We start from the raw sequence: 15,107 nt of genomic DNA, 5'->3' as shown, positions 1-15,107 counted from the left end.
TGAAAGTCGCGGGCACATGACGCAAAGTAAAAAGAGACCCGACCGGTTGAAAAACCGGTCGGATTTCCTTGCCGTTCAGGCGGGAGAAAAAAGGCGCGGCGGTATCTTCCTCATGGAAGTGCTCAATCGCCAATCCCCGGAGACCGACCCACGCGTCGGCTTTACCGTAACGAAAAGGCAGGGAAACGCGGTCGAGCGAAATCGCATGCGCCGCCGCCTGAAAGAGGCCGTGAGGCTTTCTGCCGGATTCGCAATGAAGCCCGGCCATGATTATGTGATTGTCGCCCGCCGGGATGTTCTTGATGTAACCTTCCCGAAACTCCAGTCGCTCCTGATCGAGCGGATTGAAGGAACGGCGAAACCGAAACGGTCCCAGGAGACCCGCTCCAGGAAAGAATGATGGAAAAGAACCGCAATTACTTCATCGCGATAGCCCTTTCGGTTGTCATCGTCCTTGCCTGGCAATTCCTTTACATGAACCCACGCATTGAGCAGCAGCGCCGCGCCGAAGAGGCTCGCCAGGCGCAGCAGCAGACAACGCAGCAAAGTGCACAGCAGACCGGTACGCAGACCTCACCTGCCCAGGGTACTCTGCCTGGTTCCGCCGCTCAGCCGGCTGCAACCGCGACCCGCGAAGAATCTCTTGCCAAGAACCAGCGCATCACGATCGACACCAATGCTGTTTCCGGCTCGATCAACCTGACGGGCGCACGCTTCGACGACATCCGGCTCAAGGAATACCATGAGACCGTAGATGACTCGAGCCCGATCATCACACTCTTCTCCCCATCCGACTCCAGGGACGGTTACTTCGCCGAGCTCGGCTATATCGCCGGTACGGCGATTGGCTCGGTGCCTGGACCGGCGACGGTCTGGACGCTTTCCAGCGGCGACAAGCTGACCGAAACCACGCCTGTTACCCTGACCTACACAAACGACAAGGGCGTTTTGTTCTCGCGCACCATCTCGATCGATGAGCATTACATGATCACGGTCGCCGACAAGGTCGAGAACCCGGGCCAGGAAGCTGTTTCCTTTGCCACCTATGGCCGCGTTACACGCAACAACAAGCCTGCGACGCCGTCGGTGTTCGTTATTCACGAAGGCTTTCTCGGCGTCTCCGGCGCCGACGGCAGCCTGACGGAAGAAAAATACAAGGACGTCGAAGAAGCGCCTGTTACGGTTGCCAAGGCAACTGGCGGCTGGCTCGGCATCACCGACAAGTACTGGGCGGCAGCGATCGTTCCGCCGCAGACGACGCCGTTCGAAGCGCGTTATTCGCATTTCACCGACGGCCAGCCGCGTTACCAGGCTGACTTCAAGGCCGACACTCTGACGATCGAGCCCGGCCAGTCGATCGAAATGAAGAGCCTCGTTTTCGCCGGCGCCAAGGAAGTGCCGCTGGTTGACCGTTACGAGTCGCAGTATGCCATTCCGAAGTTCGACCTCCTGATCGACTGGGGCTGGTTCTACTTCATCACCAAGCCAATGTTCAAAATGATGGACTTCTTCTTCCGTTATTTTGGCAACTTCGGCGTCGCCATCCTGCTCACCACCATTGTCGTGAAGCTTCTGTTCTTCCCGCTGGCAAGCAAGCAGTATGCTTCCATGGCCAACATGAAGCGCGTTCAGCCGAAGATGGAAGAGTTGAAAGCCAAGCATGGCGATGACCGCATGGCCATGCAGCAGGCGATGATGCAGCTCTACAAGGAAGAGAAGATCAACCCGGTTGCCGGCTGCTGGCCGATGCTTCTGCAGATCCCTGTCTTCTTTGCGCTCTACAAGGTCATCTACGTCACCATCGAAATGCGCCATGCGCCGTTCTTTGGCTGGATTCACGACCTCTCCGCGCCCGATCCGACATCGCTCTTCAACCTCTTCGGATTGCTGCCTTACGACGTTCCGCACTTCCTGATGATCGGTGTATGGCCGCTTATCATGGGCATCACCATGTTCGTTCAGATGCGCATGAACCCGACGCCGCCAGATCCGACCCAGGCCATGATCTTCACCTGGATGCCACTGGTCTTTACCTTCATGCTGGCTTCCTTCCCTGCAGGTCTCGTCATCTACTGGGCATGGAACAATACGCTGTCTGTTACGCAGCAGGCTGTCATCATGAAGCGCCACGGTGCCAAGATAGAACTGTTTGACAATCTCAAGGGGTTGTTCAAACGAAAGCCGGTGCAATCGAAATGACGCAGACCGGCGTGGCCAACGAAAAGCCCCTGTTCGGGCGTCCCTGGATTTTCATTCGCGGCGTACCCGCGATGAAATTCCTGCCGCCCGAGGGACCGCCGGAGATTGCCTTTGCAGGCCGCTCCAATGTCGGCAAATCCTCGCTCATCAATGCGCTGGTTGGCCACAAGGGTCTTGCACGGACGTCGAACACACCGGGCCGCACACAGGAACTGAACTATTTCGTCCCTGAAGGCTATTCCGGCGAAGCTGGCGACCTGCCGCCCATGGCGCTGGTCGACATGCCCGGCTATGGTTATGCCCAGGCGCCGAAGGATCAGGTCGACGCCTGGACGAAGCTGGTCTTCGACTATCTGCGCGGCCGCGCGACCCTGAAGCGCGTCTATGTGCTGATCGATTCCCGCCATGGCGTCAAAAAGAACGACGAAGAGGTCCTCAGCCTGCTCGACAAGGCAGCGGTATCCTACCAGATCGTGCTGACCAAGACCGACAAGATCAAGGAAGCCGGTGTTCCGCGTCTCATCAACGAAACGCTGGAAAAAATTCGCAAGCGCCCCGCCGCCTACCCGGAAGTGCTGGCGACTTCATCGGAAAAATCTTCTGGTCTCGATGCGTTGCGCGCCGAGATCGTGAGAACGGTCACTCTCTAAGAAACGCCACGCATCAGGCGATTGAGAAAAGCAGGACGGCGGTCCACAGCATCGCCGTCAGCGCCAACAGGCGCCAGAACCGGACCGAGTTCCAGACCTCGGTCAAAATGGCAGCGAGCATCGCACGCTTGCCGCTTGGCATCCCTCTGGACACAAGCTTTTGCCGAACCGGTTCATCCTTCAACAGAACGGCAATCGCGGCTTTTTCCCGATATTCGGTTTCTGCCAGATTTTCCTGCCAGCGTTTGACCATCGCCGCGAATTGACGGTCGCTTCCGACACGTCTTTCGAGTTCCGCCATATCGTCCGGAGGCAAGACGCCCAACACGTATTCGCCAGCGAGAACTTCGTCTCGCAGGCCACTCCGCTTGTCTCGATCCGGGACCGTCATATGTTTTCGAACTCCTCGGTCGTTCAGGCCGCCGCAGCGTCGCGACGGGCAGCGTTATCATGTCGCCCCGCTGAATAACCCCTCCCCTTCCACGGACAAGGCTGGTCCGATTGGCGTTATATGTCAATCATATTACGCGTCGAACCGCAGGCTCGGTCAGAATTTTACGCTCCATCGCCACAATAACGCCCGGCCGTTATTTCATCCGTCAAAAACTTGCTTTAGAGCGTTGAGAGGTTCCAGGTCGTGGTGACGATCTGAAGGCCGCAATCACAGACCGGGGTTTTTTCATGACTGCTTCCGAAAGCGAAACACAGGCGCGGCTGCTTGCACAGGCTTTGCCCTTCATGCAGCGATACGAGAACAAGACCATCGTCGTAAAATATGGCGGCCACGCCATGGGCGACGCCACGCTCGGAAAAGCTTTTGCGGAAGATATTGCCTTGCTGAAGCAGTCTGGCGTGAACCCGATCGTCGTTCACGGCGGCGGCCCGCAGATCGGCGCAATGCTGAACAAGATGGGTATCGAATCGAAATTTGAAGGTGGCTTGCGCATCACCGACGCCAAGACCGTCGAGATCGTCGAGATGGTTCTTGCCGGTTCCATCAACAAGGAGATCGTTGCCCTCATCAACCAGACCGGTGAGTGGGCAATCGGCCTCTGCGGTAAGGACGGCAACATGGTATTCGCCGAAAAGGCGAAAAAGACGGTGATCGATCCAGATTCGAACATCGAACGCGTTCTCGATCTCGGTTTCGTTGGTGAAGTCGTCGAAGTCGACCGCACCCTGCTCGACCTTCTGGCAAAATCAGAAATGATCCCTGTCATCGCACCGGTTGCTCCGGGCCGTGACGGCGCGACCTACAACATCAACGCCGACACCTTTGCGGGCGCCATTGCCGGGGCATTGAATGCAACACGTCTGCTGTTCCTCACCGACGTGCCCGGCGTTCTCGACAAGAACAAGGAACTCATCAAGGAACTGACGGTGTCGCAGGCCCGTGCGCTCATCAAGGATGGCACGATTTCCGGTGGCATGATCCCCAAGGTCGAAACCTGCATCGACGCCATCAAGGCGGGCGTCCAGGGTGTAGTCATTCTGAACGGCAAGGCCTCGCACTCCGTTCTGCTGGAAATCTTCACCGAAGGCGGCGCAGGGACGCTCATCGTTCCCTGATAGGGAACGTTCGTTTATTGTTGAGTGCGATGAGATCAGCGCGCGCTTCTACCAGAATAGCAAACCAAGGATGCCTGTGACGATCAACAGGCATCCTCCTGCCTCCATGACATTGATGCGTTCGCGAAACAGGAACCATGACGCCATGAAGGTGAAGACCAGTTCAATCTGGCCCAGCGCACGAACGTAGGCCACCTGTTGCAATGTCATGGCCGTGAACCAGCAGGCCGATCCCAGAACGCCTGCGATCCCGACAAGCGACGATGAGCGCCATGTGACAAGAACCTGCACTATTTCGCCTTTGTCTTTCCACAGCATCCAGATCAGCATGAACGCTGTCTGGAACGTGGTCACGCAGGCAAGCGTAACCGCCGCGGAGATGATGGGACCGGCTCCCTCCAGAGACAGCGACGCACTTCGATAGGCTACGGCTGAAATGCCAAAAACGCCTCCAGAGGCGATGCCAAGAAGAGCCGTGCGACTGGTCATCGCGACGGCAATGTTGCGCCAGGACAGAGGCATGCGCGCCATGGAAATAATCATCACCCCGATGACGCCAACCAAGATAGCGATAACAGATCCCGTCGTCAGCTTCTCACCCAACAGAATGAATCCGAAAAGCGCCGCCTGCACCGGCTCCGTTTTGGAATAGGCCGTGCCGACAGCAAAATTGCGCAGCGAAAAAAGATGCACAAGCATCATGGTCGCAAAGATCTGCGCCAATCCGCCGATCACAGCCCATACGAAAAAACCGATGCTGAAGGTTGGGAACATCTCTCCCAAGCCGAAGCGCAAAAAGACCACATAGAGAATTGCCAGCGGAAAGCCGTAACCAAAGCGGACGAAACTGGCCCCGCGCGTTCCGAGCGACGATTGCAAGTGCTTCTGCAGGGCAGAGCGAAGGTTCTGCATGAAAGCTGCAGCGATGGTGATGGGTATCCAGAGTTCCATGCACAATGCGCTAGCATGCGAGGCAAGGGCACCCAAGGTCGGGAAAGCGGAAATCTGGCCTGCTTTTTTGATTTTCTTTCGGCCCAAGCCGTTGCATAAAACAACGATGGACAAGAAGCCGAAAAACCTGCCCGATCTCGCCGATTTCTCCCATGTCACAGAATGGGTCTTCGATCTCGACAACACGCTCTACCCGCATCACATCAATCTGTTTTCACAGATCGATCGCAACATGACCGCTTATGTCGCCGAGTTGCTGCAACTCGACACTGACGAAGCACGTGCCTTGCAGAAGCGGTATTACCACGAGCACGGAACGACACTGCAGGGCCTGATGATCCACTACGGCATCAGCCCGGATGAGTTTCTGGAGCGTGCGCATGCCATCGACTATTCGGCACTACAGCCTCATCCGGAACTCGGCGATGCCATCAAGGCATTGCCCGGTCGCAAGTTCATCCTGACAAATGGCAGCGTCAAGCATGCTCAGGCTGCAGCAGGAGCACTCGGAATCCTCGATAATTTCGAGGATATTTTCGATATCGTCGCGGCGGGATATCTGCCGAAACCCGCGAGCGCTACCTATGAAAAGTTCGCAGCACTCGCAAAGCTCGACACGAAACGCGCGGCCATGTTCGAGGACCTGCCTCGCAATCTCGCCGCCCCGAAAACGCTTGGTATGAAAACGGTTCTGCTTGTCCCGTCGAACCTTGAAGGCGTCATCATGGAGCGTTGGGAAATTCCGGCGGAGACCGATGAACACATCGACTACATTACCGACGATCTAACCGGATTTCTGACCGGTCTGACGGCGGACAAACCGGCGCCAGTAAAATAGAGCCGCGTTAAAACATTACGACTTCTTCATCCACCTTACGGATGTTTAAGTGGCAGGCGGGCCAGCCCGCCACTACCTTCTCTTCAGGGACACACCAAAGGAAGACAAGGTTATGACGACATCAAAACGCAACATCACCCTCTCTGCTCTCGGCGCAGCCCTCATTCTCGGTACCGCCGTCACGACGAGTTTTGCCGCTCCACCCGCTCCGGGCAAAGGCCCCGGTGACCGCATGCCGATCCGCCAGGAAGCGGCCTTCGTTCATCTGCTGAAGGTTGCCGATACCAACAAGGACGGAAAGATCTCCAAGGAAGAGTTCGCCGCCCGCCAGGATGGTCTGTTCGCCGAACTCGACAAGGACAAGGACGGCACCGTCACGCCCAAGGAAATGCGCGAATACCGTCAGGCGAAAATGGAAGCATTCCGCGCCGCGCACCCGCGCCCCGAGCGCGAAAACGCCAAGGCGGACGACAAGCGTCCTGAACGCCATGCGGAACGCGAACAGGGTGGTCGTTTCGGTCATCACGGTTGGGGCAAACACGGCGGCAAGGGCGCAGGCTTTGCGCTGATCCGCATGGCCGACACCGACGAAAATGGTCAGCTCAGCAAAACCGAATTCACCGGCGCGGGCGAGAAGATGTTTGAACGTCTCGACCGGAACAAGGACGGCGTCATCTCGATCGACGACATGCCGGACCGCCCGTTCCTCTAAGCCACAGACGACAAAGCCCGCTCACAAGGCGGGCTTTTCAATTTCCAACGTACCGCCAGAAATCTGAACGTAATCGGTGGTAAAGCGTCTGGCGCTTTAATGCAGGCTGACGGTGGTCAGCTCGTCTTCAGCCGCCTTGAAGAAGGTGCTGGAACGATTGTCGGTCAAAAGGATCGGCGTACCATCCGCGCCAAACAACGCCCAGAGATCGAGCTGCGGATCAAGATCCGGCGCCTCCGGGAAACAGCGGCTGACGTCTTCAGCCCGAATTTTGCGGATATATCCCACTTCTCCTTCGCCGATATGGGCGAGCTGAGACTGGGTAAGGCGCGCATGCGCTTCTTTCAAAAGCATATTTCAGCCTCCTTCTTCACACCGTACGAAAGTCCGAATCCGGCGTTCACGTTCTACTTTGAGACGGAAATATTAATTTTCTTCACTACGTTGGAGATTTCCGGGCGAACGAGATCGATGAAGAGAAGGCCGTTGCGCAAGCTCGCGTCTTTCACCTGCATACCGTCAGCCAGTACGAAAACGCGCTGGAACTGCCGTGCGGCGATACCGCGATAGAGAAAATCGCGCTTGTCCTTTTCCTGATCCTGTTGTCGACCACGAATGATAAGCTGGTTGTCTGCCGTGCTCACATCGAGATCATCTTCCGAAAAACCAGCAACGGCTATGGTGATGCGCAGGCGTTCCGGTGTCACCTCATTGCCCTGCAGGCGTTCGACATTATAGGGGGGATAGCCGTCGTTGGCTTTTGCCATGCGCTCAAGCGTTTTTTCCATGGCATCGAAACCCAGCAAAAGCGGGTGAGTGAATGGCGTCATGCGGCTCATTTCGATCTGTCCTTGCAACCAAGCGACGTTTTCGGCCCCGAAACCGGCAACCTTGCCGATTGAATTGATCGGCTAAAGCAATATGGGAATGCGAACAGCAAAGCGCAAGACAGCGCGCGCACCCCAAGCATTGAGACTTGACAAGTGCGCGTCTGCCGCTCGACAAAAGCGCCTTACCTCCAAAGGCGGAAAAAATGGTAGAACGCAGAAAAATCATCATAGACACAGACCCTGGTCAGGACGATGCCGCAGCAATCATGCTTGCCTTCGCCAGTCCAGACGAAATGGAAATTCTCGGGCTCTGTGCGGTTGCGGGCAATGTTCCGCTGAAGTTGACCAGTCGCAATATTCGCATCATCTGCGAGTTGTGCAACCGAACCGACATCCCCGTCTACGAAGGCGCGGAAAAGCCGCTGGTGCGCAAGCCGATCACTGCCGAACACGTTCACGGCAATACGGGACTTGATGGTCCGGTTCTCGATGAGCCGACGATGGCTGCACAAACGCAGCACGCCGTCGACTTCATGATCGAGACGCTGCTGCGCGAACCGGCCGGAACCGTGACGCTTTGCACACTGGGCGCTTTGACCAACGTCGCGCTGGCGCTACAGAAGGCACCGGAAATTGCCGGGCGCGTCAAGGAACTGGTGATGATGGGAGGCGGCTTCTTTGAAGGTGGCAACATCACTCCGGCCGCTGAATTCAACATCTACGTCGACCCGCAGGCCGCTGACATCGTCTTCCGCTCAGGCATTCCGATCGTCATGATGCCGCTCGACGTGACACACAAGCTTCTGACGACGAAAGAGCGTGTTGCCCGCATTCGCGATATCGGCAGCAAGCCGGCAATTGCCATGGCGGAGATGCTGGAATTCTTCGAGCGTTTCGACGTCGAAAAATATGGTTCTGACGGCGGCCCGTTGCACGACCCAAGCGTCATTGCCTACCTTCTGAAACCTGAATTGTTCCAGGGGCGTGACTGCAATGTGGAGATCGAGGTCAACTCCGAGCTCACCATGGGCATGACGGTTGTTGACTGGTGGCGGGTGACCGAACGTGAGCCCAATGCTCTGGTAATCCGCAACGTCGATTCCGATGGATTCTTCGAGTTGTTGACCGAGCGTTTCGCGCGCCTCTAACCAGCTCTGGTAAAAAACAAAAAGGCCGCCGAGAATCTCGGCGGCCTTTTCTAAATGAAAAGACGGTTCAGAATTCCGTCCAGTCGTCCTGAGCAAGCGCATTTGCACCATGTGTCTGTGGACGGGCACGAGGCGTAGCGCGGGTTTGCGCCGCGACAGGCACCGCAGGCGTCCGCATGACGGCCGCAACATTTCGCAGCTGCTGGCCGGATCGGCTGCCGGAGACTTCAAAACCTGCAACCAGGGCTTTCAGGCTCTCCGCCTCGCCATTCAGCGTGACGCTCGCTGCCGTGGTCTCTTCCACCATGGCCGCGTTCTGCTGAGTGACCTGATCCATCTGGTTGACGGCTGCGTTGATCTCCTTGAGACCAACGGCCTGTTCGCTCGCAGAGGCGGAAATCTGCCGGATCAGATGATTGATCTGCATGACCTGATCGGCAATCTTCTTCATCGTCTCGCCAGCGCGGCCAACGAGTTCCACGCCTTCACCGACCTGCGTCGACGAGGTATTGATGAGCGCCTTGATTTCCTTGGCGGCCGTCGCGGAACGTTGAGCCAGTTCACGCACTTCCTGCGCAACAACGGCGAAGCCCTTGCCTGCTTCCCCGGCACGCGCGGCTTCCACGCCCGCATTCAGAGCCAGAAGGTTGGTCTGGAATGCGATCTCATCGATGACACCGATGATGCGGGAAATTTCCTGCGAAGACTGCGCGATGCCTTCCATGGAATTGACCGCCTGCTGTACGACGGCACCGGATTTGCCGGCATCGTCACAGGCATGGCTGACCGCACCTGCGGCCTGCGCGGCGTTTTCGGCGCTGGAATTGACCTGAGCCGTCAACTCGTTGAGGGCAGCGGCGGTCTCTTCAAGGCTTGCAGCCTGCTGTTCTGTGCGATGCGACAGATCGCTTGCGGCGCGGGTGATCTCGCCTGTGCCATTTCCGATACTGACGACCGTTGCGTTGACCGTCGCAACCGTTTCCTCAAGGCTCGCGAGCGCGGAATTGAAGTCACTGCGCAGCTTCTCGTATTCGCCGGGAAACTCTTCCTTGATGCGATAGGTAAGATTGCCGTTGGAAAGCGCATTGAGGCCGGAACCCAGGACCGCAACGATGTGCTGCTGCATCCGATTGTTCTCATTGCGCTCCATCTCGGACCGTTGGCGCTCGGATTCCGCATTCCCACGCTGTGTCGCCGCCTCTGCCTCGACTTCACGGATTCCGGCAAGTTTGGCCCGGAACCCTTCCAGTGCAGACGCGACGGCGCCCGTCTCGTCGGTACGTTCCTGACCTGAAACCGGAACGTCGTAACGACCCTCGCTCAGCGTTTTAACATCGGAGACCAGAGCGGCAAGTGGATTGCGGACGAAGTGACGGACAGCAAAGTAGAGCGCCATGATGACGGCAGCGAGGATAACGAGCGCGCCGACAATCATCATGTAAGTCTGCTCGTGCACCGGGGCATTGAGAGCCTGATGGGGAACATCCACCAGAACGACCCAGGTAGCATTGAGCCCCGGCACCGCAAACGGATAGACGAGGCGGTTGTAGGGTGTATCGGTATTTAGGCCCAGATTTTCAATCAGCCCCTGCTTGCCGGAAGTGATGGCAGCCTGAACGGTGCTTGCCCCTTCGCCGTCATAGGCCTTCATGTTCAGCTCCGGTGTCGGTGGCACGAGCCACTGTCCACCTTGAGAAACGAGGGTCACACGACCGGTTTCAAACGGACGCAATGCGCCAAGCTTCTGTGAGAGGGACGAGAGCGAAATATCAACACCCGCAACGCCGATCATCTTGCCACCGGAGATGACCGGATAGGCAAGCGAGGTCATGGTTGTGGGGACATCCGTACCTTCGGCCAGATAAGGCTGCGTAATCGCGCCTTTTCCAGTCTTGGCGACGAGCGAATACCACTCCGCCGTATAGTCGTTCTTGAATGTAGAGAACTGGATTTCCCCCTTCTGTGTCTTCGACCAGTAGGGAGCAAAGGCGCCATTTTCGTTGGTGCCGAGTTCAGGTCTGTTGGCAATCTCGGTCGTCTGGCCGTCAAACAGGCCAATCTGCTCGCAGAACCAGCTTCCGAATGCGAAAGCGTTCTGCTCGACATTCGCCTTGAGCACATTGACGATACCCGGACGATCCATCGACTTGGCTTCGTGAGCTCTACCGATTACGCCCGCCATGGAGCGGGCAGCACTTCCCAATTCGCCGACGTCGGCCGCGATGACGCTTGCAATCGCCCGCGCCTCGGTATTGGCCTGATCCATCGTCAGGGAGTGGACGCGATCACTGGTTTGGGAAATGAGGAAGGAATTGGATGCGACCAGAACAGCGGTTATCGCACAGCCAGTCACAAGGATCAGCTTGGTCGCAAGCGACCTCACTTTGAAATTGAGCATTTTGGCCTCGATCAAATCGCCAGCCTTGAGACGCCGGCGTCAACGGATTGCTTCTCTCCGTCATGGAGGCCCGTCCAAATGGACAGTGCGCTGCAACGCGACGGGGCAACTCTAGTCGGTGTTTGCTAATGAACCGCTAAAAATTGCCATGCCGCGTTAACACGCTGTCAATGCTCGTAGTGCTCCGCAACAATCTTCCAAGCGTCATCCGCCGTCTCTGCGAAGTGCAGAAGCTCCATGTCCTCAGGGGAAATGGTGCCGAAATCAGCGAGGAACTCGAAGTTGATGAGCGTACGCCAGAACTTCTCACCGAACAGGATCAGCGGGATCGGCGCCATGCGCTTGGTCTGGATGAGAGTGATCGTCTCGAAGAGTTCGTCGAGCGTACCAAAGCCGCCTGGGAAGATGACCACAGCCTTTGCCCGCATGAGGAAGTGCATCTTGCGGATGGCGAAATAGTGGAAGTTGAAGCTGAGGTCCGGCGATACATAGGCGTTTGGCGCCTGCTCATGTGGAAGAACGATGTTGAGGCCGATGGAGGGGCCACCGACATCCGCAGCGCCACGATTGCCGGCTTCCATCACGCCGGGCCCACCACCCGTCACGACGACATATTCGCGGTGGCCGGACTTCTCGCCGTAACTGGTGCAGATCTGGGCGAACTTTCGTGCCTCGTCGTAATAGACGGACGCCTCTTCCAGGTTGCGCTTCTGAGTCTCGTTGCGTGCCGCCCAGGCATCATTTCCCGGTGCTGGAATGCGTGCGCCGCCGAACATGACCACCGTGGAGGTGATGCCGCGTTCAGTCAGGGCCATCTCTGTTTTCAGAAGTTCAAGCTGAAGCCTTACCGGGCGTAATTCTTCGCGGCAGAGAAAATCCATGTCCGCGTAGGCCAGACGATACGACGGCGAATCCGACTGTGGTGTCTTGGGCGTCACCTCGGCCTGCTGCTTGTCCGCGTCACTGCGCTTCAGGGGGTCCCATGCCCCATCTTTACGCCGCAACTTGCCGTTTTTCAGTCTTGCCATTTCCGTGCCTTTCGTCTCACGCGCCAAATCACGTTGACGCCCTTAAAACACTCCCTTAGAGCAAATGACCATAGCCTTCCAGCGGCGCGGGCCTTATCCGCGACCAACGACCACAAGCGACCTTAAGGAATTCCTATGAGCCTTGCCGATCTCACCTCACTCGAAACCATCATCGAAAGCGCATTCGACAACCGCGACAGTGTGAACGTATCGACCAAAGGCGAAATCCGCGATGCAGTTGAGACGTCACTCCTGCTTCTCGACGGCGGCAAGGCACGCGTTGCCGAAAAGCAGGCCGATGGAAACTGGAAGGTCAACCAGTGGCTGAAGAAGGCCGTTCTGCTTTCCTTCCGTCTGAACGACATGGAAATCGTTACCGGTGGCCCGGGCGAATCGACCTGGTGGGACAAGGTACCCTCGAAGTTCGAGAACTGGGGCGAAAACCAGTTTCGCGCCGCAGGTTTCCGCGCCGTACCGAACGCCGTCGTGCGCCGTTCCGCCTATGTTGCCAAGAACGTTGTACTGATGCCATCCTTCGTCAACCTCGGCGCCTATGTCGATGAGGGCACGATGGTCGACACATGGGCGACAGTTGGCTCCTGTGCACAGATCGGCAAGAACGTTCACCTTTCGGGCGGCGTCGGCATCGGCGGCGTTCTAGAGCCGCTTCAGGCTGGTCCGACCATCATCGAAGACAATTGCTTCATCGGCGCCCGTTCGGAAGTTGTCGAGGGCTGCATCGTCCGTGAAGGCGCTGTGCTCGGCATGGGCGTGTTCATCGGCAAGTCGACGAAGATCGTCGACCGTGCGACCGGTGAAATCACCTATGGCGAAGTGCCGCCCTACTCCGTCGTCGTCGCTGGCACCATGCCGGGCAAGCCTTTCCCGAACGGCGAGCCGGGCCCGAGCCTGTATTGCGCCGTCATCGTCAAGCGCGTCGATGAAAAGACCCGCTCCAAGACCGGCATCAACGAACTGCTGCGCGACTGACACGAAGTAGAACCGACATGAACGCCACCGATCCCGTTGCCAATCTCGCCGCCCTCATCCGTTGCCCTTCGGTAACGCCCGCAGAGGGCGGTGCGCTCTCACTGCTCGACACGCTGCTTTCGCCACTCGGCTTCAAGGTGGATCGTGTCATGGCGACGGAAGCCGGGACGCCGGACGTTGAAAACCTCTATGCCCGGCTCGGTACCGACGGTCCGCATCTGATGTTTGCAGGCCACACGGACGTTGTCCCCGTTGGCGACGAAGCGGCATGGAGCCACCCTCCCTTTGCCGCCGAGATTGCCGACGGTGAAATGTTCGGGCGCGGTGCTGTGGACATGAAAGGTGGCATAGCCTGCTTTGTGGCGGCGATTGCACGCCATATCGAAAAACACGGGGCTCCAAAGGGCTCCGTGTCCTTCCTGATTACCGGAGACGAAGAAGGCCCTTCGGTCAATGGCACGTCGAAGCTTCTCGAATGGGCCGCAGCCAAAGGCGAAAGCTGGGATGCCTGCGTGGTTGGCGAACCAACCAATCCCGACCAGCTTGGCGACATGATCAAGATCGGCCGGCGTGGTTCGCTTTCGGGCCGTATCACCGTTCATGGTGTGCAGGGCCATGCCGCTTACCCGCATCTAGCCGACAACCCCATTCGCGGGCTGCTGCAACTGACGCAGGCCCTGATGTACCCGCCCTTCGATCACGGGACGGACAACTTCCAGCCCTCCAATCTGGAGGTAACAACCGTCGACACCGGGAATGCCGCCACGAATGTCATTCCAGCAAAGGCGACGGCAGCATTCAACATCCGTTTCAACGATACCTGGACTGCCGAAACCCTACGGGCGGAAATCCTCCGTCGCCTTGATGCTGCAGCAGCCGAGGGGCAGTTACGGCCTGACCGTTCGCCGGTGAAATACGACATCGTCTGGGCGGATCGTCCCAGCCATGTGTTCCTGACCCGCAACAACGCGCTGATTTCGTCACTCTCTGGCGCCGTGGCGGAGGTCACCGGCAACGAACCGAAGCTGTCGACGACAGGTGGCACCTCTGACGCGCGTTTCATCAAGGATTATTGCCCAGTGGTCGAGTTTGGCCTGGTTGGGCAGACCATGCATATGGTCGACGAACGTGTTGCCGTTGCCGATCTGGAAACGCTGACGCGGATCTACGAAACCTTCATCGAACGCTGGTTCGCCCATGCCGACGGCAAGTGAGATAAGCCTTTATATTCGAGGATTGTGGCTGCTGCTGCTCGGCAACCACGAAGGTGCGCGCTATCTCGACCTGACGGATCGCGGCATGGCCCGTTCTTTCTATTCCGCTCTCTGGTGCCTGCCGGCCATGCTGATTTCCTGGCTATGGCTGCGGGCAGCTTTTCTCGCCGGGTACCCGCCCGGCACGGGAACAGGCGCGCTGTTCTTCGTTCGACTGGCTCTGGTGGAGGCGATCTGCTGGATCGTGCCACTGCTTCTGATCGGAGCGTTGCTGTTGATCTTCGGAGCCCGGGAGAAGTTTCCGCCGCTGGTGGTGACAGTCAACTGGCTGTCTGTTCCGTTTTCCTACGCCTACGCGGCGTTGATCCTGATTGCGTTCTTCATCCCAGCGCTACAGGGCGTTATTGCGGTTCTGTGGCTGGCGCTTCTCTTGTCGCTGGTTTTTGCATTTTCGCGGATCGTGAAGTTCTTTATCCGCGACCAACCCCTACTGGTCTCAGCCATCGTCATGACGTTGCTTGTGCCAGGAATGCTGTTGTCCGAAGCATTGCAACGCTTTCTCGGCGTTTATCCGAGCTGA

At 57.7% G+C, this 15,107-nt stretch carries 16 protein-coding genes; 10 read left to right on the top strand and 6 right to left on the bottom strand.

The annotated features are described in order from the left end of the window. Positions 1-16: 16 nt before the first annotated feature. From rnpA to yihA, 3 genes are read left to right on the top strand one after another with little or no spacing between them, the layout of a single operon-like run. A complete protein-coding gene (rnpA, locus tag HWX89_RS10410; RefSeq protein ID WP_138794416.1) occupies positions 17-400 on the top strand; it encodes a ribonuclease P protein component in 384 nt (127 codons plus the stop codon). Then, a complete protein-coding gene (gene yidC / locus HWX89_RS10405) occupies positions 400-2,199 on the top strand; it encodes a membrane protein insertase YidC (protein WP_138794415.1) in 1,800 nt (599 codons plus the stop codon). The genes rnpA and yidC overlap by 1 nt, the downstream gene beginning before the upstream one ends. Beyond that, positions 2,196-2,849 carry a ribosome biogenesis GTP-binding protein YihA/YsxC gene (gene yihA, locus HWX89_RS10400; protein ID WP_138794414.1) on the top strand — a complete coding sequence of 218 codons (654 nt, stop codon included), beginning with the start codon at positions 2,196-2,198 and terminating at the stop codon, positions 2,847-2,849. The genes yidC and yihA overlap by 4 nt, the downstream gene beginning before the upstream one ends. Positions 2,850-2,862: 13 nt before the next feature. On the opposite strand, the gene HWX89_RS10395 is transcribed toward yihA, so the two are convergent. Next, positions 2,863-3,240, bottom strand: a complete 378-nt coding sequence (locus HWX89_RS10395) for a hypothetical protein (protein ID WP_138794413.1) — start codon at positions 3,238-3,240, stop codon at positions 2,863-2,865. A gap of 290 nt (positions 3,241-3,530) precedes the next feature. On the opposite strand from HWX89_RS10395, the gene argB reads away from it, so the two are divergent. Further along, positions 3,531-4,418, top strand: a complete 888-nt coding sequence (argB, locus tag HWX89_RS10390; protein ID WP_138794412.1) for an acetylglutamate kinase — start codon at positions 3,531-3,533, stop codon at positions 4,416-4,418. A 48-nt stretch (positions 4,419-4,466) separates the two neighbouring features. On the opposite strand, the gene HWX89_RS10385 is transcribed toward argB, so the two are convergent. Then, positions 4,467-5,369, bottom strand: a complete 903-nt coding sequence (locus tag HWX89_RS10385; RefSeq protein ID WP_138794411.1) for an EamA family transporter — start codon at positions 5,367-5,369, stop codon at positions 4,467-4,469. Positions 5,370-5,475: 106 nt separating this feature from the next. Here HWX89_RS10385 and HWX89_RS10380 point away from each other — a divergent pair, with 106 nt between their 5' ends. Together HWX89_RS10380 and HWX89_RS10375 are read left to right on the top strand one after the other, a co-directional pair. After that, positions 5,476-6,207 carry a pyrimidine 5'-nucleotidase gene (locus HWX89_RS10380; protein ID WP_138794410.1) on the top strand — a complete coding sequence of 244 codons (732 nt, stop codon included), beginning with the start codon at positions 5,476-5,478 and terminating at the stop codon, positions 6,205-6,207. A 112-nt stretch (positions 6,208-6,319) separates the two neighbouring features. Further along, positions 6,320-6,919, top strand: coding sequence for an EF-hand domain-containing protein (locus HWX89_RS10375; RefSeq protein WP_138794409.1), 600 nt, complete (start codon positions 6,320-6,322; stop codon positions 6,917-6,919). A 96-nt stretch (positions 6,920-7,015) separates the two neighbouring features. Here HWX89_RS10375 and HWX89_RS10370 read toward each other — a convergent pair whose 3' ends face one another. Next, positions 7,016-7,273: a BQ00720 family protein gene (locus HWX89_RS10370; RefSeq protein ID WP_138794408.1), complete on the bottom strand. Its 258-nt coding sequence runs from the start codon at positions 7,271-7,273 to the stop codon at positions 7,016-7,018. 53 nt (positions 7,274-7,326) lie between these two features. Next, entirely contained in the window at positions 7,327-7,758 is a 432-nt protein-coding gene (locus tag HWX89_RS10365; RefSeq protein WP_138794407.1) for an Hsp20 family protein, read from the bottom strand. Between the two features lie 194 nt (positions 7,759-7,952). Here HWX89_RS10365 and HWX89_RS10360 point away from each other — a divergent pair, with 194 nt between their 5' ends. Further along, positions 7,953-8,897: a nucleoside hydrolase gene (locus HWX89_RS10360; protein WP_138794406.1), complete on the top strand. Its 945-nt coding sequence runs from the start codon at positions 7,953-7,955 to the stop codon at positions 8,895-8,897. A gap of 67 nt (positions 8,898-8,964) precedes the next feature. Here the strand turns inward: HWX89_RS10360 and HWX89_RS10355 are convergent, their stop codons facing one another. Further along, positions 8,965-11,295 carry a methyl-accepting chemotaxis protein gene (locus tag HWX89_RS10355; protein ID WP_138794405.1) on the bottom strand — a complete coding sequence of 777 codons (2,331 nt, stop codon included), beginning with the start codon at positions 11,293-11,295 and terminating at the stop codon, positions 8,965-8,967. Positions 11,296-11,462: 167 nt separating this feature from the next. After that, on the bottom strand, positions 11,463-12,323 hold the full coding sequence (locus HWX89_RS10350; protein WP_138794404.1) for an LOG family protein: 861 nt from the start codon (positions 12,321-12,323) through the stop codon (positions 11,463-11,465). 135 nt (positions 12,324-12,458) lie between these two features. Here HWX89_RS10350 and dapD point away from each other — a divergent pair, with 135 nt between their 5' ends. The 3 genes from dapD to HWX89_RS10335 are packed head-to-tail and all read left to right on the top strand — an operon-like array spanning position 12,459 to position 15,107. Further along, positions 12,459-13,313, top strand: a complete 855-nt coding sequence (gene dapD, locus HWX89_RS10345; RefSeq protein ID WP_138794403.1) for a 2,3,4,5-tetrahydropyridine-2,6-dicarboxylate N-succinyltransferase — start codon at positions 12,459-12,461, stop codon at positions 13,311-13,313. A 17-nt stretch (positions 13,314-13,330) separates the two neighbouring features. Beyond that, on the top strand, positions 13,331-14,527 hold the full coding sequence (dapE, locus tag HWX89_RS10340; RefSeq protein ID WP_138794402.1) for a succinyl-diaminopimelate desuccinylase: 1,197 nt from the start codon (positions 13,331-13,333) through the stop codon (positions 14,525-14,527). Then, entirely contained in the window at positions 14,511-15,107 is a 597-nt protein-coding gene (locus HWX89_RS10335; RefSeq protein WP_138794401.1) for a hypothetical protein, read from the top strand. Before dapE ends, HWX89_RS10335 begins: the two co-directional genes overlap by 17 nt.

Origin of the sequence: Rhizobium sp. RM (assembly GCF_013390595.1) — a bacterium.
In the GTDB taxonomy this organism is placed as follows: Bacteria; Pseudomonadota; Alphaproteobacteria; order Rhizobiales; family Rhizobiaceae; genus Agrobacterium.
This window is presented reverse-complemented; position numbering and strand designations above follow the sequence as displayed.